Genomic DNA, 25978 nt, shown 5'->3' with positions numbered 1-25978 from the left:
ACAAATTCTAAAAATCCTGCGAATTCTACTAACAATTTAGTCGCCAATTCGGCAAACCAATTCAAGAACCAATTCGAAAATTAGTTACCATTGGCACTTCCAGATTGATCACCATTACCAGGAGAAGTTACATTGTTTGAAGAACCAGTAGATCCCGAAGATCCAGCAGATCCAGCACCTGCATCAGAACTATCAGCACCCGATCCACTATTCCCACTAGCAGCATCACCTGAATTCGTTCCTGAATCATTGTTAGTATCACTACCTAAATCATTATCGGAATGACCACCTGTCGAACTATCTGCATTTTCATTGCCATGCTCATCATTTTCATCTTCATTACCATCTTTACTATCAGAATCATCATGAGACTTCTTATGGTCTTGATTAGTATTCGTATTAAGACGTTGCTTAGGTTGTGGCTGATTTTGCTGCTGCTCATGACTAATTTCTTCATGCTTATCAATATTGTCTGTGCCTTTTCCTTGTGTAAACAAAAGAACAGCACCTGCAGTAACAATAACAGCTATAAGAGCACTTATAACAGCAACAACAATTGTTGTACGATGATCGTTTCTATTTTGGTAAGATCCAGAAGAGTAACCGTAGTTTTCACTAACAACCTTAGATAACGGCACCGGCTCTGGAATTGTGCCTTCCGACAGTTCCATGTCTTCTTCATGCTGTTCACGTAATTTCGACAATTCCCAAATACGCGTATTTTCTAATTCTGGATTACGGACTTGCGAACTAACAGTGCGTCCAAATCTTGCATCTTGAACAGCCATATTTTTGTCATCTGAAGGATCAGTATTACATTGCAACGAATTTGATGAATATTGCATATGAATATCATCTCCAATTCTTTTAGAATCAACATTCTCTAAACCATTTGAACGCACGCTAGAATCTGACACATTACTAAAATTAGACTGTTCTGTAGAAGTATTCGGATTTACTTCCGAAAGTTTACGCGATGAAGCGTGAATAACATTCTGATACAACTGTGATGCTACTGCTGAGACAATAGAACCAATAGCTACGCCAATAACTGAACCAGCAATACCAATTTTAGAAGCAAGTAAAAACGAAGTCACTGCAGCGAGCGATCCAGCTAATACTTGCGTAAACGATATGCCTTTGAAGAAATTCTTCACTTATGCACCTTAACTATTTATGCGAATATAATGCCAAAATGCATGGCAAATATGCAAATTCCACTACCAACATCATTACAACAATGATGGTATCACTCTACGCAAAAATTGCACAGTATTGCCAGAGCATTCTTACAACAAAATCACAAGTCTTATATACATAAAACTTAGCTACACAAAACTAAAATGCCTAAGACTTAGCAACCTCAAAATCTCTATCTTTATAAGAAAGCTCACAATTCGCTTTTTTATCACAATAATGCTCACCTAAGCTTGCAGTAATAATTGCAGCAAATATTAAAGCAAATCCCACAAAAGCCATGTTAGAAACATGCTCATGAAAAAGAACAGTAGAGAATAAAAGCGTGAACAAACTTTCAGTGCACATAATCACAGAAGCATTTGCAGTAGAAAGATTCACCAAACTATAGTTTTGCATAATTTGCGCAACTACTGTTACTACCACTATAAGGTAGAACATATTAGCAAAAATAGAGAAATGATCAGCAGCGTTAAAGTTTGGCAAAGGCTCACAAATAAGCGCACCAGCTACAAAAAGTACGCCTGAAACAACAAATTGCCCAAAAGTTAACGTAACTGGATTATATTTACGAGAATAATACGCAAGGAACGTAAGATTAAAAGCAAAAATTGCAGCACATAATAGAGTAAGAAAATCTCCATAAGACAATGTGAGCACAAGCATTCCAGGTTTTAATGCCACAAAACCTACTCCAGCAACGCACATAACTGCAGCTACTAATCCTAAAAGAGTTGGCTTTTTCTTGACGATTAACCAAGCAGAAAATGGCGTAATTACGCAATATGCTGCTGTCAAAAACGCGCTACGACCTGGATCAATTGAACGTAACCCTTCAGTTTGCAAAATTAAAGTAGCATAATACGTAATTCCAGTTAGTAAAGAAGGAACAATAAGCTTTTTTGTAAAAGTTTTACGAAGCGTACCGAAAAAAATAACAGCCATAATCGTGCAAGCGCCAACCATACGAACACCCATAAGCCATTGCACAGGAAACACTTCAAGAGCATATTTTGAAGAAACATAGCTGCCACCCCAAATAGCAGCACAAATCAACAACATAATCTGAGCAGTATGAACACTTTTGCCTTGAGGCATGCCCGATTTATCCGAAAGCGGTTCAGCTATAGATTTAGCTGTTTCATATTTCACCTTCATAATGTTCCCCTTCAACTATAAAAGTTGATTCTTTAAAATTTTTCTTTTATAAAGCGTTTTAGCTTATAAAATAGACAGAATAGCCATAAAATCGTGAAAAGTACAACTTTCTGGCGTTCCTTCGTAAAATTTCCGATATACGCTTCAGAAAACAGTGGCAATCAAGTATTTTGCTGTATAAATTTCGCCCACGAAACTATTAAAGAATTGGGTGATTTATATCACAACTTACAATTTTTTTACGCTACACGCTCGTATACACTTTTAAATCAGCGTAATGTAGCAATGTAGGCTTATAAATTGCGTACGAAGAAAGTACGCAATCTTGTTAGGAAAGGAATATTATGGCAACTCTTAGCGCAGATATGAAAGAATTTATTGCGAATAATTTGGCTTGGATTGCAACAGTAAGCAAAGATGGCGAGCTTGATTTGGGACCAAAAATGTCTATGTTCGTACTCGACGACAACCATCTTGCCTACCACGAGCGCACTGCAGGTCAGCATTATAAGAACTTGCAAGACGGCAGCCAGCTGGTTGTAGCAGTTGCTAATTTGGCAGAAAAGAAGGGCTATCGCTTCCGCGGAACCGTTACCCTTCACACTGATGACGCGATTTACGAAGAGCAAGTGCGTATGGCTGAAGAAAAAGGTACGAAGAAGCCGGCTGCAGTTCCAGTTATGGAAATCACTGAGATTCAGGACTTGACTTCTGGAGCTACTGCCGGCAAAACTATTGCAAAAGATTAGTGCGTAGTTATTCAGTCGTGTGGATATTAGTGTGGTAGAGATTTGAGATTTTTCGCACTGAACGAAGGACGCTCGCTCGGTTAACGCGCTCGCTACGAAACTCGCGTTGGAAGTCCACTGGACTTCCAACTTTAGCGAGTTTCCGCTCCGAGTTGCTTTCGCGCACTACGCTCTGAGCGCGAAAGCAGGTCGTCGCGCAAAACGCCGAATTAGTACGTCTATAGTAGGCGTCATACAATATCGAGTGGCGTTCGTCCTCAACGGCGAAGATGAACACCACTCAATTCTTTACTTGATTATTTAGTTGTAACTATTTTACTTGCTTTCTTTACGCAATGCTTGCAGTCTAGTGTTCATTTCTTCCGCTTTCTTCTTCTCGAAGTAATAAATTATTGCAGCAATCGCAATCGGGAAAATAACAGTGAACGCAATCCATCCGCAAATCACAGCTGGCTCATCTTTGAACGAAATCCATCCAACAATCACCGATACAATAAATTGAATAGCAATTGGTGGTACTAGTGCAAAAACGAACTTTGCAAGATTTGACATACGCTCATTCGACCAAAAAATAGCGAATACTCCATAGCTTATGCCTATAACAAACGTTGCTACAGCATAAGATGCAATTCTGTTTCCAACCGCAGTATTTGCTAACAAGCTCGACACAAAACTGATTGCAGTAAAAATAGTGCACCCTATGCCAATGCCATTAACAATGTTTTTTACCATTGTTTTACCAAAAGTTGTAACTTGCTTTTCCATAATAATCGTTTCCTTCTTAAGTATTAAAATCTTGTATTAAAAATTAGTATTAAAAATTTTGATAGTTTTATATTCGACTACGCTTAAAACTACATTCCCAAGCGCTTTTTGAACCCAGCTAAGCAGCGGCGACTAATCCACTCAACGCTTCCGTCGTCCATTTTTACGCTCATACTTCCGCCGAATCCTGGATCGACTCGAACAATGCGATTCAAGTTCACGATTGCGGATTTAGATATGCGCACAAACGACGCGAATTGCGGATTGTCAAAATCCATTAGGCGCTTGTAAGACACGCACTCGCCTTTATCACCGTGAATGATTACGCGCGAATTTTCAACGCAAATCATAATCACATCTGGCTCATGCATAACAATAATCGAATCGTTAATATAACCGTATATGAATGGATTATTGTTGCTCAACTTATCTGAAGTATTAATTTCAGTATTATTTTCAGCACTTCTTACATTTGCATCATTGGAGTCAATGCTTTGTAACTGAGCGATAATGTGCTTAAGCTCATCGTCAATATTGTGAATTGATAACTGAACTGACTGCTCTTCCTCAGGCGGAACGATAGCAATAGTTACTTTCATCAAGCCTCCTTTCCATACACTACTGTTAGCGTTTGTTAGCTTTTTGTTTTGTAATTTTGACTATACGGCACTGTAAATAGTCTGTCTTTACAAAATCGCTAAACGGTAGCTTTCGGTAATTAAGCGGTAAAGGAGAGATTACGCAGCACCCCAAATGCGAATAAGACGCTGGCTTGTAGGGTCAGCTGCAGGACCTTGATCGTAAGCATCCAAACGCCAATGAATCGAGCCATCTGAATTTTGGCTTGGAATTAAGCGCGCCCAACGGCCGTTTCCCATTCCGCCAATCGTCTTATAAGAAGAATCTACCTTGTCTAATCCAAGAAGCTTATGAACAGTTTGAGAAAGGCAAGATCCGTGCGAGAACACTAGTAAATCGCGGTCCGATCCAGTTTTGCGCACCCAATCTTCAACAGCTTTCGCAGCGCGCTCGCCAACTTCTTGCTTAGTTTCTGCACCGTGATTAAGTTCTCCACCTTCGCCTTTTACCCAAGCATTAAAATCTTCAGGCCATTTTTCGCTAATTTGCTGGCGATTAAGCCCTTCCCACTCGCCAAAAAATCGCTCGCGCACGCCATCTTCAACATGCACATTAAGACCAATCTTATCTGCAAAAGCATGAGCAGTCTGTTGAGCACGAATAAGTGGAGAAACAATCGCCACAAAACTCGCGTCCGCTTCTTCCGGCGTAATGCGCACGTGTTCAGCACTGTTCGGGTCCTTTGGATCTTCTAAATCAGAAGCACCAAAAAGCACGCGCAAAGCTTTTCCAGAGCGAGTCACCTGATCCATTCCAGACTCATCCAAAGCAATATCAATCATGCCTTGCAAACGGAACTGTGCATTATACGGAGTTTGACCGTGGCGAATAAGCATAACAGAACGAGCAATTCCTTCATGCGCACTATTAATGGAATTATTTACGTTACTCGCAACATTTTCTACGAAATCAACCATGGTTTGTACCGTACTTTCTTCTTATTATTCAGTTTTGCTAGAATCTTCAGTTTCGCTAGCATGCTCTGGCAGCTGCAAATCGATTGCCGGGCAATCATTCCACAGGCGTTCCAAGCGGTAAAATGCTCGTGCTTCCTCATGCATTACATGAACCACAAAATCGCCAAAATCAAGCAAAATCCACTGTGCTAATTCCAAGCCTTCACGAGATAAAGCCTTGCGCTTGTTGTCTTTCAAGTACAAGTCTTTTTCGATTTCTTCTGCAACAGCCAATACTTGACGCTCGTTTGAAGCAGAAACAACTAACATAGCATCCGTAATACCAAGCAAATCGCTTACATCAAAAGCCTGCTCGTTCGTTGCTTTCAAACGGTCTGCAGCAGCGGCAGCAATACGAATTGCACTAATTGAGCTTTCTAAAGCTGTCATAACGTTACTACTCCTTAATTCTCCAACAAACGCTTTTTAGCGTTCCCAAGCTGGCTTCCAATTTTCGACTACATGCTGAGTATTTTCAGAGTACACCATAGAATCAGCCGGAACATCGTGACGTACCACCGATCCAGCGCCGGTAGTAACATCATCTCCCACAGTAACCGGTGCTACAAACAGGTTTCCTGCACCAACGTGAGCACCAGAACCAATCGTAGTATGATTCTTATGCACTCCGTCATAATTTGCAGTAATCGTACCGCCGCCAATATTCGTATGCTCACCCAAATCAGCATCGCCAATATAGCTTAAATGAGGTACTTTAGTGCCATTTCCAATATGAGCTTTCTTCATTTCTACGAAAGCTCCTGCCTTACTTTCCTCACCAAGTACGTTTCCTGCACGCAAATACGTCCAAGGACCAATGTTTGCAGCTCTACAAATATGCGATTCCTGTACGCGCGAACGTTCAACCACAGCATCCTCATCAATTTGCGCATCAATAAGAGTCGTGTAAGGGCCAACTACAGCACCACTTGCAACCGTAGTACGACCTTGAAGGAAGCATCCAGGAAGCACAGTAACATCTTGTGCGAGCGTAACACTATCTTCAATCCAAGTAGTATCAGGGTCGAGAATAGTTACACCTTCAAGCATCCATTTTTCGCACACACGCTTATTATGTGCTTTTGCGAGTGCAGCTAATTGCACACGATTATTTACGCCTTCTACAGTAAGCGGATCTGGAGCAGACATTGCGCCAACATGACCAAACTTTCGAGCATGTTCCAAAGCATCAGTCAAATAGAACTCACCTTGGGCATTTTGAGAGTTAAGATCTGCAATTGCGTCACATAATACAGTCGCATCGAATACATATACAGAAGTGTTCACTTCATGAATAGCAAGCTCTCCAGCATTTGCATCTTTATGTTCAACAATACGCAAAACGTCACCGTTTGCTTCGCGCACAATACGACCGTATCCAGTTGCATCGTCTAATACTGCTGTAAGAACTGTTGCCACATTGTTATTATTATTGTGAAAATCAACTAAAGACTGCAAAGTTTGCGTATCAAGTAGCGGCATATCGCTTGCGGCAATCAGCACAGCTCCTTTTAATGCTTCACCGGTTTCGTTTTTAGCAATTTCGTTAAGATCTTTAATAGCGCATTGCACTGCTCTGCCGGTTCCAGGAGTTTCGTCCTGATTTACAATATGCACATTTTCGTTATAGCTAATAGCAGCAGCAGCTACGCGTTCAGCCTGAGCATGCACAACTACAGCTAGTTTTTTAGGATTTACGCCATTCATGGCATCCATAACACGATTGAGAAATGTTTTACCAGCAAATGGATGTAGTACTTTTGGAGTTTCTGAACGCATACGCGTCCCATCGCCTGCTGCCAAAATTATTGCCGCAGTTACATCATGCTTTTCCACGCATACGCTCCTTATACTATTTCAATAAATTTCGCTGTATGTAATTCTATTACTTATTAGCAGCGTTCAAAACAAAAAACGCCACTCGATTTAACGAGTAGCGCTTCAAGTAAGCTCCCTCACCTGGATTCGAACCAAGACAAAGGGTTCCAAAGACCCGTGTGCTGCCATTACACCATGAGGGAACGGCGGAAAAACCGCCAAGTCACTATTATGCCATAATATCAAAAAACGTCAAATTGGCGTGCCGAAAAGCAAACCGCATGAAATCAATACTTAAGCAAATAAGAATCCTTGTCCGTGATGCTCAGGATAAGTGTCAAAAAGCTTAGCAACCGAACCATCCTCAAACACTGCTTTAATAGCGCTTGCAAGAAGCGGAGCAATTGAAAGAACAGTCAAACCATCCCAACGCTTCTCTTCTGGAATAGGCACAGTATCAGTCAAAACAACTTCCCTAGCACCACAAGACTTCAAACGTTCGACTGCAGGACCAGAAAGCACGCCGTGAGTTGCAACAACTGTAACAGACTTAGCTCCAGCTTCCTTCAACACATTGCAAGCTCCTGCAATAGTTCCTGCAGTATCGATCAAGTCGTCAACCATAACGCAATCGCGTCCAGCAACGTCACCAACGACGCGATTTGCAACCGTCTTATTAGGGCAAGTGATATCGCGAGTTTTGTGCACAAAAGCCAAAGGACCGCCGCCTAAGCGCTGAGCCCACTGTTCTGCTACGCGAATACGACCAGCATCAGGAGACACGACAGTCACATTAGCAAGATCATCGCGGAAACGATCACGTACGTAATCAACCAAAACTGGCATAGCAATCAAGTGATCGACAGGACCGTCGAAGAATCCTTGAGACTGAGCTGCATGCAAATCGACGCTCATAATGCGATCAGCACCAGCAGTCTTTAGCAAATCAAACATCAAGCGGCAAGAAATAGGTTCGCGACCGCGATGCTTTTTATCTTGTCGAGAATAACCAAGCAACGGGCATACTGCAGTAATTGAACGAGCAGAAGCCCTCTTCAAAGCGTCAATCATAATTAACTGTTCCATAATGGACTTGTTAACAGGATCACTGTGGCTTTGAAGCACGAATACATCTGTACCACGCACAGATTGCGTATAGCGAACATACATTTCACCATTAGCAAAATCGTATGCCGTAGTTTCAAGTACATCAATTCCAAGCTGATCAGCTACATCACGAGCAAGCTTCGGATGTGCGCGACCGGTAACGAGAACAAGGTTTTTATCTGGCTTTCCTTCAAGGACGATGCTCACCATATCTCCAAACATTAGTTCGCTTTAATTCGCGAAATGAACATAATCAATACTAACTTTTTGCACAGACGATAAACGACAAGCCTACAAAATCAATAATTACGCACGATATAAACCATGCTTAACTATGTATTGAACTACTCCATCTGGAACTAAATACCACACCGGCTCACCATGCTCAGCTCGACGACGAACATCAGTAGAAGAAATAGACAATGCTGGAATCTCTAAAATATCAACCGGCAAATGCGTAGAATCACAATGAACCATATCGTCACAATTCGCTGCAATACCAGTATCATTCGTATGCATTTGGCGAGGCATTAACGGAGAATTAGAATCTGCTAACTTTTCTGGCCTCGAATAGCCAGGACGAGTAACAGCCACGAATCGAGCCAAATTCCACATTTCGCGCGCATTTTTCCATTGCATTATTTCAGCAATAGCGTCAGCTCCAGTAATAAAGAAAAGTTCCGCATCAGGATGTTGAGCACGTATATCTCGCAAAGTATCGATAGTATAAGTAACTCCAGGGCGATCAATATCAACCCTAGAAACAGTGAACTTTGGATTTGATGCTGTTGCAATAACAGTCATTAAATAACGATCTTCTGCATTCGTAACTTTTTTATCAAGCTTAAAAACAGGCCTACCGGTAGGAACGAAAATAACTTCGTCAAGATCATAAACCCAAGCAACTTCCGAAGCCGCAACCAAGTGACCATTGTGTATTGGATCGAATGTGCCGCCCATAATTCCAATGCGTTGACGTTCATGCACATTGCCACGAGCAGAAGTACGTTTATGAACTGAATTCACAACCGCAGGAGGAGCCGCTTCTTTACCAGTAAACGCGCCATGAAATAGGTCAGACATGCGACGTTCTGCATCTTCGTGAATTTCAGGACTCATTCGCTTCAGATTCCTTGTCTTCCACTTGAGTTTCATTCACTAATCCAGATGCAACATTTGCGCTATCCGGATTAATGTTGCCCATTTCTTCATCCCACTCATCTTTTACGACACGCTGGATTTCGGCAAAAGTTGGAAGAGGGAAATCTGGTTGATATGCACCACGAATTTTCGCTACAGATTCCGAAATTTTAGCAAGCATGGATGTCATGCCATCAATATCATGATCACGTTCTAATTCGCTAAACTTAATAATATTCTTTTCCATATTGCGAACATTTTTAAGAACATTATTAAACGAAGTTTCATCAGGAATAGTCACATCATTCGAATCAGAATCTGGCCAGCCCATCAACACTGCGTCAGCATACTCAAGCGATGAACGTTGCGATGCAGAAGCAATACCATCTTCAATTTGCACCAAAAAAACATATCGCACAATGGACAAACGTTCAGCAGCAATATCAAGCGCTTCAGCTGTACTCAAATTCACGTCATTATTAGGCATACTCTTACCTTACCGCCACGTAACTATTAAAACCAGTACTACTCGCGTATCTGCCCATCTCCGTAGCCGATCCATTTGGTTGTTGTCATTTCAAGCAAACCCATAGGGCCTCTCGCATGCAATTTTTGCGTAGAAATACCAAGTTCTGCGCCGAAACCAAATTCGCCACCATCCGTAAAGCGCGTTGAAGCATTTACCATAACTACAGCGGAATCAACACTTGCAATAAAACTTTGAATAGTTGAATAATCTTCAGCAATAATGGTTTCAGTATGGCCAGTAGAATATTTCGCAATATGAGAAGCTGCATCAGTATAATCATCTACAACTTTCACACCCATATTCAGCGACAAATATTCTCGCTTCCAATCTTCCTCAGTGGCACGCTCAAGCTGCAATCTTTGAATATTAGCGGATTGCAAAATATCGTAAGATTTATCGTCTGCATGTAAAATTACATTATGCTCAGCTAAAGCAGCAGCGATTTTTGGCAAAAATTCTTGCGCAACAGCTTTATGCACTAATAATTTTTCAGCAGTATTGCACACGCCCACTCGTTGCGTTTTTGCATTAATAATAATAGGTATAGCTTTTTTAACATCAGCGCTTTTATCTACATAAATATGTACGTTTCCAGCTCCAGTCTCAATAACAGGGACCGTAGATTCTTGAACAACTGCTGCAATAAGATTTGCGCTACCTCTAGGCACAAGCACATCAATATGACCGTGAGCATGCATCATTGACGTAGCTCCGTCTCTTCCTAAATCATCAACAGACTGAATCAAATCAGCACTAAAGTTAGAATTTTTAAGAACCGATTGTATAACTTCAATACTCGCCTGATTCGTATGGAGAGCCGCGCTTCCACCACGCAAAATCGCAGCATTTCCAGATTTAATACACAAAGCAGCTACATCAATAGTTACGTTTGGACGAGCTTCGTAAATCATTCCCATAACGCCCATTGGAACTCGAATTTGCGAAAGTTTAATGCCATTAGGAAGAGTGTATCCGCGAACAACCTCTCCTACAGGATCTTGCAATTGTGCAATTTTTCGCACGCTTTTTGCAGAAGCTTGGATTCGCTCTTCGTCAAATTTAAGCCTGTCGAGCTTTCCAGCATCCATTCCTTTAGCTTCAGCTTCTTTAAGATCTTTTTCGTTAGCCTCAGCAATATTTGAAGCTGCATACTCTAAGGCATCTGCCATTTTTTCGAGAAGCGCATTTTTTGCGCGAGTATCTGCATGAGCAAAATTACGCCACGCTTTGCGCGCACAATCAGCACGAGCATTCACTAAATCATCAACAGACAACGTTCCCCCTATAGATTATTTGCCTAATCGCCAATTAATTAATAGTAAAACAAAAGCATTTATACATATGAGATTAGCACACGCCCATTCGCCCAGCGCTTCAGGTACCATAATTTGATATAAGTTGTGTAAATAATTTACATAAATAATCTATGTAAGTAAAAAATATTTTTTATAAACAGACGGTTACGGAGTTATTATGGCAGCAGATACAACTATTTTCCATAGCACTCGTTCGCTTAAGCCAACTTGCACATCAAAAGAGGCAATACGTAAAGGAATTGCTGAAGATGGCGGATTATTTGTAGCTGATAGCCTTGGTAGCGAGCGTTACGATATTTCTAAATTGCAAGGCAAATCGTATCAAGAAATTGCGCAGGATATTTTGCAACTGTTGCTGCCTGATTATACTTCAGAAGAGCTTTCTTCTTGCATTAAACTGGCATACGGCAATCAATGGGCTAATAACGCTATTACTCCACTTCAGCAGCTTGGAAACACTAGCGATTTTGTTATGGAACTTTTCCATGGTCCTACTTGCGCGTTTAAAGACGTTGCTTTGCAAATGTTGCCACAATTAATGTCTCGCACTAAAACTCAACACGAGAACGAATCTGATATTGAAAAAAGCGTTATGATTCTAACTGCAACTTCTGGAGATACAGGTAAAGCTGCTTTGGCTGGTTTTGCTGATGTTCCAGGCACTTCTATGGTTACTTTTTATCCAGAAGGAAAAGTTAGCCGCGTTCAAGAATTGCAAATGACTACGCAGGTGGGCGAAAATGTGAAAGTTTGCGCAGTTCGAGGCAATTTTGACGATGCTCAAACTGGCGTAAAACAGATTTTCACCAATAGTGAGCTTAATAAAAATATTGAAGAATCTGCGAATACTGAATTGTCTTCTGCTAATTCAATAAATGTTGGACGACTCGTGCCGCAAGTCGTGTACTATTTTGCGGCTTATAAGCAACTTGTTGAGCGTAAAGCAATAGCTCTTGGAGACGAAATTGAGTTTTGCGTACCAACCGGCAATTTTGGCGATATTCTTGCTGGATATTACGCAAAAATGCTTGGTCTTCCTGTAAAACATCTTATTGTTGCAAGCAATAGCAATAATGTTTTGTTTGATTTTTTGGTAAGCGGCACTTATAACCGTCAGCGCACATTCCATCACACTGTTGCTCCTTCTATGGATATTTTGGTTTCTTCTAATTTGGAACGAATGCTTTATTACATGTGCGATAAAGACACGCGTTTAATACAAATGCTTATGAACGATTTACAGCAGTGGGGCGCTTTTGAGATTCCAGAAAATGTGCTTGCAAAGATTCGCTCACTGTTTGGCTGCGGTTGGGCAAATGAAGATCAAATTCGCGAAGCTATTTATGACTGCTGGAACAAGTACAAGTATGTAATCGACCCACATACTGCTTGCGGATTCTTCGTTATGCAAAATATTCCACATGACGAAAGCACACCTAGAGTATTGCTAAGCACTGCAAGCCCATACAAATTCCCTCGCGTTGTTGCTGAAGCTTTGAATATTGAGCATGTGCAAGATATGAATGATTTCAAATGCATGGACGCTCTTAGTAAAGCTACAGGAACTAAAGCTCCAAGCATGCTTAGAAATCTTGAAAATAAAACTCCACGCTTTAATGATGTTATTAATGTTGAAGATATGCCTGAGTATGTTTTAGCTCAAGCGCATAATTTCGCAAAATAATCATAAAGTTTTAAGCGAAAGAGGCTGGTTTACTTGTATAATCCAGCCTCTTTTACTATTCATTCGTTATTACTTTCGAATAAAGCTGCATACACTTCGTTAATAACGTTTAAATCATGACCTTTTCTTGCAGCTGCTGCGAAAAATCTTCGTCTTCGAACTAAAGGCTCAAGATTTCTCGTGCGCGAAGCCGTTTTGCGACCGAGTTCCCACGCTGCTTCAGTGAATACTCCAGAGTTTTGAGCAGAAGCTACATTTTGTGAAATAGCAGCAGGATCAACATTTTTACGCTGCAATTCCATTCGAGTAGCTCTAGCACCAAGAAGCCTCACTGCGCAAGAGCGAATCACCATTTGAGCGTATTGATTGTCATCGAGAAGATGCAATTCAAGCAAGCGACGAATAACCGCGTCAACAGCAACTTCCGTGTAACCTTTTTCTTTAAGCCTTTTGCGCATGTTCATCACAGAGCGAGGAGCATAATCTAAAAGCCTTAAAGCAGCTTCCCTGCAATCATCTTCACTACTATTGCAAAGTTCGTCGCTTAAATCACTTACTTTAGCGTTTTTTACATACGGCATGTTTTTTGTATTATTTTTTGCGCTTAAAAGTACTGACTTATGCGATATTTTTTTGCGAGTATGTGTCACTACACTATTACTTTCGTCATTTTCGTCAGCACGCTCTACTGGATGATCGCGAAGAAAACTCTCTACACTAATAGGCATATTGCATTCGCTTTACACTGTAATCTTATTATTACTTCGATTCGGATGACTTTTGTGCAGAATTTTTAGCTACAGAATCATCATCGAATTGATCTAGTTCAGAATCTTCAGCGAATTGATCTTCAGTATGCATTAAACCTAACAAAGCTTTGACTTTTTCGCTAATTTCTTCAGTAATAGCTGGATTATCTTTCAAGAACTTACGGACGTTTTCACGACCTTGTCCAAGCTGCTCACCGTCATAAGTAAACCAAGAACCAGATTTCTTAATAACTTCAGCTTGCAGTCCCATATCGATAACAGAACCTTCAGTCGAGATGCCTTCTCCGTAAAGAACATCAAACTCAGCAGTTTTGAAAGGCGGAGCCATTTTATTCTTGACAATCTTAACTTTAGTTCGGTTACCAACAGCTTCTTCGCCCTCTTTAATAGTAGAAACTCTGCGAATATCCATGCGCACAGACGCATAGAACTTCAAAGCTTTACCACCAGTGGTAGTTTCAGGGTTACCAAAGAATACGCCAATTTTTTCACGAAGCTGATTAATAAAAATAGCAGTAGTGCCAGCTTGTGAAAGAGCACCAGTCATCTTACGCAACGCCTGACTCATTAAGCGAGCTTGTAAGCCCACATGGCTATCTCCCATATCGCCATCGATTTCAGCTTTAGGAACTAATGCCGCTACAGAATCAACAACAATAACATCTAACGCACCAGAACGAATAAGCATATCAGCAATTTCCAATGCCTGCTCACCATTATCTGGCTGAGAAACAATAAGAGCATCCGTGTCTACTCCAAGCTTTCTCGCATAGACAGGATCCAACGCATGCTCAGCATCAATAAATGCCGCTACCCCACCATTTTTTTGAGCATTTGCAACAATATGCAAAGCAAGAGTTGTTTTACCAGAAGACTCAGGACCGTAGACTTCAACTATTCGCCCTCTAGGAACACCGCCAATCCCCAAAGCAGTGTCCAACGCTAATGAACCAGTAGGAATAACTTCTACATCTTGCATAGGTCTATCACCTAAGCGCATTGCAGAACCTTTTCCATATTGTCGTTCAACATTGGCTAAAGCAGTTTCTAACGCTGCTTGGCGACGTGGATCTGTTTTATCCGCATCAATAAGGCGATTAATACTGCCTTTACTTTTTGTTTGCGCCATGTATGCTACTCCTTTCGCATGCCGTTATGTATCGAACGACCTTAGTTCCATACTAGATTCAAGTACAAGCATTTTTGTGCAATGTGGATAAAACATTTAATCCAAGCACTTAAACACTTAACTCAGCTTAAATCATCTCGACAAACATAAGTATACTACATATGCGAACATTTGTTCGATAGCGCGTGTCTTGATTACAACCCAACTACTTACAATCTTCGACATAAGCAATCAAGTCATTAGCTATTCTCAACAACTGAAATACAGTAGATTCGCGAACTTCTTGACGACTGCCAGATAATCTCAATTCAAAAACAAAAGCAGCACTTGATGGCGCAATTTTAGTTACGCTTTGACTTTCGATTTGAGCAAAATCATAATCATAGACGTTACTCACACAGCCATTTTCAAGTTCTTTACGAGCTACATCTTTAACAGAATCCATAACATCACTAACTTGAGGCAAAAATATTCCAACATAAACTAAACCTGCTGGTTTACTACCATCAGGACCAGGACCTGCAACACCAGTTGTAGACAAGCCAATAATAGGAAAATTTGCACAACACTCACAATCTTCCTCATACGCCCATCCACTGCCACGATATATTTGAGCAGCTCCAATCGCCATTTGAAAAGCAACATCCTGGTAAACCGCGCCTTCAGATTGTAAAAGATTAGAATTTACGCCAAGAATTTTGGATTTAGCATGAATATCATAAGTGACAGCAGATCCACAAAAAACTCGTGACGCACCAGGAACAGAAACAAAAGCATCAGCCAAAAGCCCGCCAGTTAATGACTCTGCTGAAGCAATATGCATTCCTTTAATAAAACTTTTTTCCAATAGATTCGCAGCTAAAGAAACTGTATTAAAACCTGAAGAATTATTCATAATACGCTCGATATGATTGTAGCTTACGATTTTCCAAAACATAAACCCTTTAGGGATAATCTATGAAAAACCGTAAGCTACAAACAAGAAGTTTAACTCGTTATATTTTATTTACTTCACAGGAGACAAAGGCACTGCATTTTTTGCATCATCAACTTGAGATTCGCTATTTGAAGAACCCTCAAAGAAAGCACTATAGACATACAAAACTGCAGAATAGAAAGCAAAGCCCAAAGAAATACCAAGCAAGCCAAAAGCAACTGCATAGTAAGAAACCATCCAAGAAGGCAATGGATTAGCATGAAGAGTTGCAACAAGAGGTGCAATAATCATTGCAATACCAATCGACTGCGTAAGAGTCTTATATTTTCCTGCAGAGGATGCAGCAATTACCCTTCCACGAACATGAACAACATAAATTCGCACAAGAGTAATGGCAATTTCGCGAATCATGAACAAGATGGTTATCCACCAATAAATTTCGCCGAAAACAGAAGCAATAATAAGCGCAGCTAAAATAAGAATTTTATCCGCAATTGGATCAAGCAACTTACCTAATTCTGTAACCTTATGATATTTACGAGCCATCCACCCGTCAAGCTTATCCGTAGAAGCAGCTACAACAAACAGCACAAACGCAGCCCAACGCAACGAAACTGAATCAAAACCCCATATACCTGCTTTCAAATATAAAACAATAAAAACAAGCGAAAGCAAAATACGGATATAAGTCACAATATTCGGAGCATAATTCCAGCCAGCAAAAAATGATGACTTAGCTTTTTTCTTCATACACATAACCTTCATTCTACTGCAAAGTAAAAACTTCTAGCACATCACACAACTTGGTACTGCACATAACAATACAATATCTTATAACGAATCTGACTCACCACGAATAAAAGCCAAAACTTTTGGCAAATCTTCCGGCTGAACCAAAACTTCGCGAGCTTTAGAACCTTCAGAAGGTCCCACTACTCCTCGAGATTCAAGCAAATCCATCAATCGACCTGCCTTTGCAAAGCCAACGCGCAACTTGCGCTGAAGCATTGAAGTAGAGCCAAATTGCGAGCTAACAACAAGCTCAGCAGCCTGAAGCAACTCATCCATATCGTCGCCAATATCGCTAGTTTTAAGCTTGCTTTGAGCTTGAGCATCAGCTTTTTGAGCCATTTGCTCAATATCTTCACGATACTTTGGCTTGCGCTGCGTGCGAACATACTCAACAGCCTTACGAATTTCAGATTCACTCACCCACGAACCCTGCACACGCTGAGGCTTAGCAGCACCCATTGGAAGGAACAAAGCGTCGCCTTGACCAATCAAGGTTTCTGCGCCAACAGTATCGAGAATAACCCTTGAATCAGTAGCAGACGAAGTAGCAAAAGCCAAACGAGAAGGAATATTCGCCTTAATTAAACCTGTTACAACATCAACAGACGGACGCTGAGTAGCGAGAACCAAATGCACACCTGCAGCTCGAGCAAGCTGAGTAATACGCTGAATAGAACTTTCCACATCGTTCTTAGCAACCATCATCAAATCAGCCATCTCATCTACCACCACAAGTAAATACGGGTATGGAGCAACTTTTCGCTCAGATCCAGCCGGAGCATGAACCTTTCCTTCACGAACAGCCTTGTTGAAATCTTTAACATGACGGAAACCAAAGAATTGCAAGTCGTCGTAGCGAGCATCCATCTCTTTAACAACCCACTCAAGAGCCTGCGCAGCCTTCTTAGGATCCGTAATAATCGGAGTAAGCAAATGCGGAATGCCAGCATAAGCAGAAAGCTCCACGCGCTTAGGATCGACCATAATCATGCGAACTTGTTCAGGAGTTGCTCTCATAATAATCGAAGTAAGCATTGAATTAATGAAACTCGACTTACCAGAACCAGTAGCACCAGCAACAAGCAAATGCGGCATTTTATCGAGAGCTGCCGTTACGAAATGACCTTCAACATCTTTTCCAACGCCTGTAAGCATAGGATTAGGGTCATTCATAGCTTTTTGCGAGCGCAGAACATCTCCCAAATGCACAATTTCGCGGTCGACGTTTGGAATTTCAATACCAATAGCAGACTTTCCTGGGATTGGCGACAAAATACGCACATCCGTACTAGCTACAGCGTATGCAATATTTTTTTGCAAATTCGTAACTTTTTCAACTTTTACACCAGGACCAAGCTCAACCTCGTACTGCGTAACAGATGGGCCTCTAAGGAATCCAATAACGTGAGCGTCAACGTCAAACTGTTCGAAAGTAGAAGTTAACGCGCGAATAACGTTATCGTTTGCTGGAGTTCTCGCAGCATGAGGCTTGCCATAAGCCAAAAGATTCAAATCAGGGAGCTTGTAAGGTTCAGAGGAAGAATCAAAAGAAGGCTCATTATTATTGCCAGCACCACTTTCACTGCCGGCAGCATTTTCATCATCTGAATCTTCCTGATCCCTGCGATATTGATCCATACGTTCAGCTGGAATACTTGACCACGGATCGCTTGCAGATAAAGAGGAATCACTCATAGGAGCTTTTGGCAATATTTCTTCAGGAACAGGCTTTGATGAAGATGAAACACTTCTAGGTGTAAGTTGACTCGAATTATTATCAGCATTTTCAAATTGAGAATTATTTGCAGCATTATTATCTGAAAAGCTGCTCACAGTTCTTGCTTTACGAGGTTCAACTCTTTCAAGATTATCTGCACTATTACCGTGAGAAGCAGCATGCGAAAATGCATCATCGCCGGCGTATTCGTCAAGCAATTCCCCATTATTATTGCTGTTTTTACGCTTAAAGAATGATTTAAACAGTTTCAATACAGAAGACATTTGAGAAGATCTGCTATTATTTTTAGGCGATTCTTCATTGTGAGTTGGCACATCATCTGCAAATTCCAAAGAATTGGTTTTGCTGTCAGAATTATCTTCTGCAGAGTTTCCTAAATCTTCAGAAGACTTTTTACTGTTATATTTAGCAAAAATAGTAGCAACACTTTGAGCTATATCAGTTACATGAAGGCGAGCAATCATTAATATCGAAAAAATAGCAGCTACTACAAAAATAATAATTGCAAAAATACGAGAAAGACCCCACGATAGCGGAGATCCGAGCACAAAACCTAATAACCCACCTGACTTCTGTACAGTGTCTAAATTAAACGCTTTTCCGCGAGGTGCAGAAGAAATATCAAGAATTGAGCAAACAGACAACAATAGAATAATAAATCCGCTAATAACACGAGGATTACCAGAGCCAACTCCACTGTTACGCATCAACCTAAAAGCAACAACGCTTAACCACACAGGCAGAACAACGCTCATAATTCCAAGCAAACTAGAAGACACAAAATGGAGACCTACTCCAATAAACCCACTAACTCTAAACCATTCTGATGCGCAGAACAAAATCGCAAGAACAAGCATAACGAAGCACAAACCGTCCCTGCGATATGCCTCATCGTATTCTCCAACACCAAAAAACGAGCGCACTAACTTTCCTAAAGTTCTAGGCACAAACAGGAGAATTGTCTCCCACAATGGTTCACTAGGTGAAGCCTTACCAGCCATAAATACTCCTTCTGTGCATTACTTCATTGCGCACGCACAATTTAAGTCGGGAAACACCCTAACCATATCAGTTTACCCTATGTACTGTTTGGCTTGAAGGGTTACAAAACTAACAAAAAACGGCTGGTCAATTACCAGCCGTTCAAGTGGGGTGGCTAACGCGGCTTGAACGCGCGACCTTCTGAACCACAATCAGATGCTCTACCGACTGAGCTATAGCCACCATGCGCGTGAAAACATACATAATCACACAACAAAGGGATACTATACACGATTTTCTAGATTTCCGCCAGAGCAACACACTTCGGCGCGTCGTAGTAGCAACATCAATTATTCGACAATGGCAAATGCAACAATGGGTGTATGAGTTTTTCTGAGCAAAATCAACGCATTTTTGGCGTAACTGCAAATAGCAACAACACGACAGCACTTCTTCTTGGCTCAGGCGAGCTTGGCAAGGAAATTGCGATTGAGCTTATGCGATTAGGCGTGCGAGTATGCGCTGCCGATAGCTACAAAAACGCTCCTGCAATGCAAATAGCTCACGAATACCACGTGCTAGATATGTCGAATCCGCAAGAATTGCAAGAACTTATTTCAAATGTGAATCCTGACATTATTATTCCAGAAGTTGAAGCTATTGCTACTGAAGTTTTGAAAGATGCTGCTAAAAAGAATATTCAAGTCGTTCCTAGCTCAGATATTGCCGCGATTGCAATGGATCGCGAGCGCTTGCGTAGAATTGCGCACGAAGATTTAGGACTGCCTACTACACCGTATTGTTTCGCTTCATCTTATGAAGAGTTAGAGGATGGAGCTAAAAAAGTTGGATATCCTTGTGTAGTTAAGCCTGTTATGAGCTCTTCTGGTCACGGTCAGTCAATAGTTCGTAGTTCTGAAAATTTGCTTGCAGCTTGGAATGAAGCTCAGCATGGCAGGCGTGCAGCAGCTGGTCATGAGAATGAGTGTTCACGCGTTATTGTTGAAGCTTTAGCTCCGCTTGATTATGAGCTTACAGTACTTACAATAAGCTCTTGCGCAGGAATTACTACTTGTGAGCCGATCGCTCAGCGTCAGCAAGACGGAGACTATAGAGAATCTTGGCAGCCTGCAAATATTCCTGAATCGATCCGCACTAATGCGAAAGATATTGCAAAGCGCGCTGTAGAAGGTTTGACTGATATTGCGCAAGAAGCTGGCGAAACAGGTTGGGGCGTTTATGGAGTCGAATTATTCGTGCTTACTGATGGCTCTTTGCTTTTTAATGAATTGTCACCTCGCCCACACGATACTGGCATGGTAACTATGATTTCGCAGCACTACAGTGAATTCGCATTACACGCATTGGCTATTTTGGGAGTTCCAGTTACAGCTAACTATACTGAGCTTTCTTTGAAAAATAATGAAGTTGCAGCAAGTCACGCCATTGTTATTAAGGCGGAAGGATCTGTTGGTTTTACGAATATTGCTCAAGCTTTGCAATCTGGCGAAAATTATCGATGCAACTTGCGTATTTTTGCTAAGCCTTCTGTACATGGTCACAGACGCATGGCAGTTTCTTTAGCTACTGGATTAACGCAAGAAGAAGCTAGAGAAAATGCGACACGCGTCGCCATTTCGCTAAAAACTACACAAACAAATGCTTAGATACATTGAAAATTAAGGCATAGGAGTTAAAAAAGATAATAATTTACAGTATGCACGAAGGGAAATTTTGTAGGTAACAATTGTTACGCTAATCGTGCTGGCAAAGGTCAGGTAAACCTACAAATATTGTTGGTTTGCGCCTACAACTGTGAATGCACATAAGAGAGGGCATATCATGGAAAAACTTGAGAAGTTGTACGAAGGCAAAGCCAAAAAACTGTATGCTACCGATGACACCAATGTGCTATGGGTTGAATACATGAACCAGGCAACAGCTGGTAACGGTCTGAAGAAAGCTCAGATTGCAGGTAAAGGCAGTTTAAATAACCGGATTACTTCGTTACTATTCCATTTACTTGAGGCGCGCGGCGTAAAAAGCCACTTCCTCGGACGAATTTCCGATACTGAACAACTTGTAAAGCGTATGCGCATGTTCCCACTGGAAATTATTATGCGAAATACTGCTGCAGGTTCTTTTGCAAAACGTTATAACGTTAAAGAAGGAACACCTTTAAAGAAGCCATTGTTGGAGTTCTGCGTAAAGTCCGACGAGCTTGGTGATCCATTTATTAATCCTGAAGGCGTTGTGGCTCTTGGATTAGCAACAGATGAAGAAATAGCAGAAGTCACTCGTCAAGCTCATGCTGTTAACAATGCTTTGTTGGATATTTTCTCAAAGATTGATGTTCAGCTTGTCGACTTCAAGATTGAAGAGGGCGTGGACGCCGAAGGAAATATTCTTCTCGCTGATGAAATAACTCCTGATACTTGCAGACTTTGGGATAAGCGCAATGCTGGTACGAATGAGGTAAGCCATTTGGACAAGGACTTGTTCAGACGCGATTTAGGCGACATCATTCCTGCTTATGAAGAGATTTACGATAGGCTTGCATCTTTAGCTCAAAGCGAAGGCTTGGATGTCTCTGTGCGCAAACCTGACGATTGCGTAGAACGATAATGATTGTTGTGGCTCGTACCTTTAGGGGTGCGAGCCACATGCATTCTTAATGTGATTTTGAATAATTTAATATTTATAATTTAAAACCAATACAACAATAAACACTGCATTCATACCGCACATTCAACAAGGTAGGTTTCTCGTGGTATTTCGCGTATATGTGGAAAAACGCACTGGTTTTGACGTTCAAGCGCAACAGCTTTTACATGAGCTTAGGGAGATTCTTGGCATAAGCGCGATTACTTCCGCAAGAATTATTAACCGTTATGACGTTGAAGGTATCAGCAAAGATTTATTCGACAATGCTGTGCAAACAGTATTAAGCGAACCTCCAGTTGATAATACTTACGATTACTTGCCTATTGAAACCGACGAGCACGTATTTGCTGTAGAATTTTTGCCTGGTCAATTCGATCAGCGTGCGCAATCTGCTAGCGAATGCATTCAACTTATTAGTCAAGGCGAACGCCCAACAGTGCGCACTGCTAGAGTAATCGCTTTAAAAGGTGATCTTGACGAAAAAGCACTAAACGATATTAAACACTACGTTATTAATCCTGTTGAAGCGCGAGAAGCTTCACTTGATGAGGTAAAAAGTTTACAGCGAGAAGCAGTTGTACCATCTGATGTAGAAGTAATTAGCTCATTTAACGATTTAAACGAAGCTGGATTACAAGACTTTATTAATACTCGCGGTTTGGCAATGGATTTGGCTGACGCAAAGTTCTGCCAGAAGTATTTCCGTGAAGAACATAGAAATCCTACTATTACAGAAATTCGCGTTATTGATACGTACTGGTCCGACCACTGCCGTCACACGACTTTTGGCACCGAGCTTACAGATATTTCTATTGACGATAACACTGTTCAAGAAGCATTTAGCCGTTATCTTGATTTGCGAAAAGAACTAAATCGCGAAAATAAGCCTGTTTGCCTTATGGATATGGCAACTATTGGCGCAAAATACTTAAAGCATACCGGCGAGCTTAAAAATTTGGACGAGTCAGAAGAAATCAACGCTTGCACAGTAAAAGTTAAAGTGGACGTAAACGGTCACGACGAAGATTGGCTATTCCTGTTTAAAAACGAAACACATAATCATCCTACAGAGATTGAGCCTTTCGGTGGAGCTGCAACTTGCATTGGTGGCTGCATCCGTGATCCTCTTTCTGGACGCTCCTATGTGTATCAAGCAATGCGCGTAACTGGTGCTGCAGATCCACGCACGCCTATTAGCGAGACTTTAAACGGTAAGCTTCCGCAGCGAAAAATTGTAACTTCTGCTGCCGCAGGATACTCTTCTTACGGAAATCAGATTGGTTTAGCTACTGGCGAAGTACACGAGTTATACCACCCTGGTTATGTTGCAAAACGTATGGAGGTTGGTGCAGTTGTTGCCGCTACCCCAGCCGACCATGTGCGCAGAGAAACTCCAGCTCCTGGCGATGTGATTATTCTTCTTGGCGGACGCACTGGTAGAGATGGCATTGGCGGCGCAACTGGCGCTTCTAAAGCTCAAGATGTTGAAAGTATTGAAGAGTGCGGAGCTGAAGTTCAAAAAGGTAATGCTCCTATTGAGCGAAAACTGCAACGACTTTTCCGACGCAAGGATGCTTGTCAACTTATTAAGCGTTGCAACGATTTCGGCGCTGGCGGCATTTCTGTCGCAACTGGCGAAATTGCCGACGGCTTAACTATTAATCTCGACAAAGTTTCTAAAAAGTACGAAGGTCTCGACGGCACTGAGCTTGCTATTTCTGAATCTCAAGAGCGCATGGCTGTCGACGTTGCATCAAGTGATGCTGAAGAATTTTTGAAGTATGCTCGTGAAGAAAATCTTGAAGCAGAAATAATAGCGACTGTTACTGAAGAAGCACGAATGCGAATGACTTGGCGTGGAAAAACCATTGTTGACTTAAGCCGCGCATTCTTGGCTTCTAATGGCGCTGCAAAACAGCAGATATTGCATATTGAAAGTGGAGAATCTTACGAAACTCCATGGCAGAATCAGTCAGATTTGCCGTTAGAAAAGCGCATGCATAACTTAGTTTCGGATATTAATATTGCTTCAAATAAAGGCTTATCTGAACGATTTGATTCTACTATTGGCGCTGCTACTGTGCTTATGCCTTTTGGCGGTCGTCGCCAGCTTACTCCTGCTCAAGCCATGGTTGCTAAATTCCCAGTATTTGGCGAAACAAACACAGCTTCCGCAATGGCTTGGGGATTTAATCCGTATTTGATGGAAAAGAATCAGTTTACTGGAGCTTATGTTGCGGTTGTTGAATCATTGGCAAAGCTAGCAGCTAGCGGTTTCACTCGCGAACGTGCTTACTTGAGTTTGCAAGAATATTTTGGCAAGCCTCACGATATTCCAGAGCGTTGGGGAAAGCCAGCTGCAGCAGTTCTTGGTGCTTTAAGTGCACAACTTGATTTTGGCGTTGGAGCTATTGGCGGCAAGGATTCCATGAGCGGCAGTTTTGAGAATCTGGATGTGCCACCAACTTTGATTTCGTTTGCTGTTTCTACTGGAGATGCACGTTTAACTGTTTCACCTGAATTTAAGGGTGTAAATCATAAAGTTATACGTATTGCTCCGAAGTATAAATCCGACGGAATTACTCCAGAAAAAGAAAGCTTCCTGAAAGCACTAGAAATTGTAGAAAATATTACGAAAAACAAGCAAGCTCTTGCTATATCTACTCCTAGCTACGGTGCTAGTGCAGAAAGCTTATTCAAAATGACGCTTGGAAATCATATTGGTCTTAAATTATTCAACAATTTAAGCGACGATGATTTATTTAAGCCAGCATATGGAAGCTTCTATGTTGAGCTTAAAGAAGACGCTGAAGTTCCGTCTTTAGCTAACACAAGCTTGGTTGACGTTGAGCTTGTTGGCGAAACAACTGAAAATTACGTAATTACTTCATCAAATGGCGAAGAAATTGATTTAAGTGATTTGCAAAAGGTTTGGGAAAGCGAACTTTCCTCAATCTTCCCATATAAAAAGCCTGGCGAGATTGTAGAAACTATTAATAACGAAACTAATGTTCCTACTACAGACCGCATGCACACAGGAAAACTAAAGCCGCTTTCGCATCCTCGTGTTATTATCCCAGTTTTCCCTGGAAATAATTGCGAATACGATACTCAAGCTGCTTTTGAAAAAGCTGGAGCAGACGCTCATACGCTTATTATTAATAATTTAAGCGCAAAAGATATTGCACAATCAGCTGAGAAATTGGTTGAAGAGATTAAAAAGAGTCAAATTGTAATGATTCCAGGAGGCTTCTCTGGAGGGGATGAGCCGGACGGTTCTGCAAAATTCATTACAGCATTCTTTAGGAATCCAGCAGTAACAGACGCAGTTCGTGACTTGCTTAATAATCGTGACGGTTTAATGCTTGGAATTTGCAACGGCTTCCAAGCGCTTATTAAGCTTGGTCTTGTGCCTTTTGGTGACATTATCCCAATAAATTCCGAATGCCCAACTCTTACCTACAACACTATTGGCAGACACCAAAGTAGGATTGTTCGCACTAGAGTTGCTTCAAATCTTTCACCATGGTTAGCAAATACGCAAGTTGGAGACATGCATACTGTTGCAATTTCTCATGGAGAAGGTCGCTTTATTGCAACGCCAGAAGTTATGGAAAAGCTTATTAACAACGGCCAAGTAGCTACGCAATACGTTGATAGCAATGGCGTTCCAAGCATGAGTTTGAATGTGAATCCAAACGGATCGATTATGTCCGTTGAAGGAATTACCAGCCCAGATGGTCGAGTTTTTGGAAAAATGGGACATTGCGAGCGCGCAGGTCGTGACTTGTATGTCAATATTCCTGATTTCCACGAGCAACCATTGTTTGAAGCTGGTGTTGAATATTTCACTGCATGAGCTTTAGTTTACAGTTGCAAAACTTGTATCAAAATAACTACAAAATTCGA

The 25978-nt window shown here is 41.3% G+C and carries 21 protein-coding genes and 2 tRNA genes; 5 read left to right on the top strand and 18 right to left on the bottom strand.

Annotated features, from left to right (window positions below; all coding sequences use genetic code 11):
- Positions 1 to 80: 80 nt before the first annotated feature.
- Together HXT59_RS03695 and HXT59_RS03690 are read right to left on the bottom strand one after the other, a co-directional pair.
- Positions 81 to 1157 (bottom strand): ATPase, encoded by a 1077-nt coding sequence (locus HXT59_RS03695; RefSeq protein ID WP_421784134.1) that lies wholly within the window; start codon positions 1155 to 1157, stop codon positions 81 to 83.
- 190 nt (positions 1158 to 1347) lie between these two features.
- Positions 1348 to 2355, bottom strand: a complete 1008-nt coding sequence (locus tag HXT59_RS03690) for a DMT family transporter (protein WP_415685151.1) — start codon at positions 2353 to 2355, stop codon at positions 1348 to 1350.
- A 344-nt stretch (positions 2356 to 2699) separates the two neighbouring features.
- Here HXT59_RS03690 and HXT59_RS03685 point away from each other — a divergent pair, with 344 nt between their 5' ends.
- On the top strand, positions 2700 to 3104 hold the full coding sequence (locus HXT59_RS03685) for a pyridoxamine 5'-phosphate oxidase family protein (protein ID WP_415693700.1): 405 nt from the start codon (positions 2700 to 2702) through the stop codon (positions 3102 to 3104).
- A 315-nt stretch (positions 3105 to 3419) separates the two neighbouring features.
- Here the strand turns inward: HXT59_RS03685 and HXT59_RS03680 are convergent, their stop codons facing one another.
- The 10 genes from HXT59_RS03680 to HXT59_RS03635 all read right to left on the bottom strand — a co-directional run bounded on the left by HXT59_RS03680 (position 3420) and on the right by HXT59_RS03635 (position 11332).
- Positions 3420 to 3869 (bottom strand): DUF3021 family protein, encoded by a 450-nt coding sequence (locus tag HXT59_RS03680; RefSeq protein WP_004108296.1) that lies wholly within the window; start codon positions 3867 to 3869, stop codon positions 3420 to 3422.
- Positions 3870 to 3958: 89 nt separating this feature from the next.
- A complete protein-coding gene (locus HXT59_RS03675) occupies positions 3959 to 4468 on the bottom strand; it encodes a LytTR family DNA-binding domain-containing protein (RefSeq protein ID WP_064340409.1) in 510 nt (169 codons plus the stop codon).
- 138 nt (positions 4469 to 4606) lie between these two features.
- Positions 4607 to 5425 (bottom strand): histidine phosphatase family protein, encoded by an 819-nt coding sequence (locus tag HXT59_RS03670; RefSeq protein ID WP_421784131.1) that lies wholly within the window; start codon positions 5423 to 5425, stop codon positions 4607 to 4609.
- Between the two features lie 24 nt (positions 5426 to 5449).
- Positions 5450 to 5854 carry a ribosome silencing factor gene (gene rsfS / locus HXT59_RS03665; protein ID WP_004108303.1) on the bottom strand — a complete coding sequence of 135 codons (405 nt, stop codon included), beginning with the start codon at positions 5852 to 5854 and terminating at the stop codon, positions 5450 to 5452.
- A 36-nt stretch (positions 5855 to 5890) separates the two neighbouring features.
- Complete coding sequence (gene glmU, locus HXT59_RS03660) at positions 5891 to 7300, bottom strand: bifunctional UDP-N-acetylglucosamine diphosphorylase/glucosamine-1-phosphate N-acetyltransferase GlmU (RefSeq protein WP_102703176.1); 1410 nt, start codon at positions 7298 to 7300, stop codon at positions 5891 to 5893.
- A gap of 114 nt (positions 7301 to 7414) precedes the next feature.
- Positions 7415 to 7485, bottom strand: a tRNA-Gln gene (locus tag HXT59_RS03655).
- A gap of 91 nt (positions 7486 to 7576) precedes the next feature.
- Complete coding sequence (locus tag HXT59_RS03650; RefSeq protein WP_032837849.1) at positions 7577 to 8599, bottom strand: ribose-phosphate diphosphokinase; 1023 nt, start codon at positions 8597 to 8599, stop codon at positions 7577 to 7579.
- Positions 8600 to 8695: 96 nt separating this feature from the next.
- Entirely contained in the window at positions 8696 to 9508 is an 813-nt protein-coding gene (gene nadD, locus HXT59_RS03645; protein WP_416090851.1) for a nicotinate-nucleotide adenylyltransferase, read from the bottom strand.
- Positions 9498 to 10016 (bottom strand): phosphoribosylglycinamide synthetase, encoded by a 519-nt coding sequence (locus tag HXT59_RS03640; RefSeq protein WP_112928724.1) that lies wholly within the window; start codon positions 10014 to 10016, stop codon positions 9498 to 9500. The genes nadD and HXT59_RS03640 overlap by 11 nt, the downstream gene beginning before the upstream one ends.
- Before the next feature lie 38 nt (positions 10017 to 10054).
- Entirely contained in the window at positions 10055 to 11332 is a 1278-nt protein-coding gene (locus tag HXT59_RS03635) for a glutamate-5-semialdehyde dehydrogenase (protein ID WP_421784129.1), read from the bottom strand.
- Between the two features lie 199 nt (positions 11333 to 11531).
- Here HXT59_RS03635 and thrC point away from each other — a divergent pair, with 199 nt between their 5' ends.
- The gene (gene thrC / locus HXT59_RS03630) at positions 11532 to 13058 is read left to right on the top strand and encodes a threonine synthase (protein WP_004108328.1); all 1527 of its coding nucleotides are present in this window, start codon (positions 11532 to 11534) and stop codon (positions 13056 to 13058) included.
- A gap of 59 nt (positions 13059 to 13117) precedes the next feature.
- Here thrC and HXT59_RS03625 read toward each other — a convergent pair whose 3' ends face one another.
- The 6 genes from HXT59_RS03625 to HXT59_RS03600 form a co-directional block, all read right to left on the bottom strand.
- On the bottom strand, positions 13118 to 13786 hold the full coding sequence (locus HXT59_RS03625) for a regulatory protein RecX (RefSeq protein WP_004108330.1): 669 nt from the start codon (positions 13784 to 13786) through the stop codon (positions 13118 to 13120).
- A gap of 31 nt (positions 13787 to 13817) precedes the next feature.
- Entirely contained in the window at positions 13818 to 14957 is a 1140-nt protein-coding gene (gene recA / locus HXT59_RS03620) for a recombinase RecA (RefSeq protein ID WP_004108332.1), read from the bottom strand.
- Between the two features lie 205 nt (positions 14958 to 15162).
- Positions 15163 to 15852 (bottom strand): CinA family protein, encoded by a 690-nt coding sequence (locus HXT59_RS03615; RefSeq protein ID WP_004108334.1) that lies wholly within the window; start codon positions 15850 to 15852, stop codon positions 15163 to 15165.
- Positions 15853 to 15963: 111 nt separating this feature from the next.
- A complete protein-coding gene (gene pgsA / locus HXT59_RS03610; RefSeq protein WP_004108344.1) occupies positions 15964 to 16644 on the bottom strand; it encodes a CDP-diacylglycerol--glycerol-3-phosphate 3-phosphatidyltransferase in 681 nt (226 codons plus the stop codon).
- Positions 16645 to 16725: 81 nt separating this feature from the next.
- Positions 16726 to 19425 carry a DNA translocase FtsK 4TM domain-containing protein gene (locus HXT59_RS03605; RefSeq protein WP_421782733.1) on the bottom strand — a complete coding sequence of 900 codons (2700 nt, stop codon included), beginning with the start codon at positions 19423 to 19425 and terminating at the stop codon, positions 16726 to 16728.
- 147 nt (positions 19426 to 19572) lie between these two features.
- Positions 19573 to 19648 (bottom strand) — tRNA-His (locus tag HXT59_RS03600).
- A gap of 140 nt (positions 19649 to 19788) precedes the next feature.
- On the opposite strand from HXT59_RS03600, the gene purT reads away from it, so the two are divergent.
- The 3 genes from purT (at position 19789) to HXT59_RS03585 (ending at position 25928) form a co-directional block, all read left to right on the top strand.
- Positions 19789 to 21072, top strand: coding sequence for a formate-dependent phosphoribosylglycinamide formyltransferase (purT, locus tag HXT59_RS03595; RefSeq protein WP_421782735.1), 1284 nt, complete (start codon positions 19789 to 19791; stop codon positions 21070 to 21072).
- Between the two features lie 175 nt (positions 21073 to 21247).
- Complete coding sequence (gene purC, locus HXT59_RS03590) at positions 21248 to 22030, top strand: phosphoribosylaminoimidazolesuccinocarboxamide synthase (RefSeq protein ID WP_421782737.1); 783 nt, start codon at positions 21248 to 21250, stop codon at positions 22028 to 22030.
- Positions 22031 to 22172: 142 nt separating this feature from the next.
- Entirely contained in the window at positions 22173 to 25928 is a 3756-nt protein-coding gene (locus HXT59_RS03585; protein ID WP_421784125.1) for a phosphoribosylformylglycinamidine synthase, read from the top strand.
- Positions 25929 to 25978: the final 50 nt, after the last annotated feature.

The organism is Gardnerella sp. KA01001, from assembly GCF_049244025.1.
Lineage (GTDB): Bacteria > Actinomycetota > Actinomycetes > Actinomycetales > Bifidobacteriaceae > Bifidobacterium > Bifidobacterium swidsinskii.
This window is presented reverse-complemented; position numbering and strand designations above follow the sequence as displayed.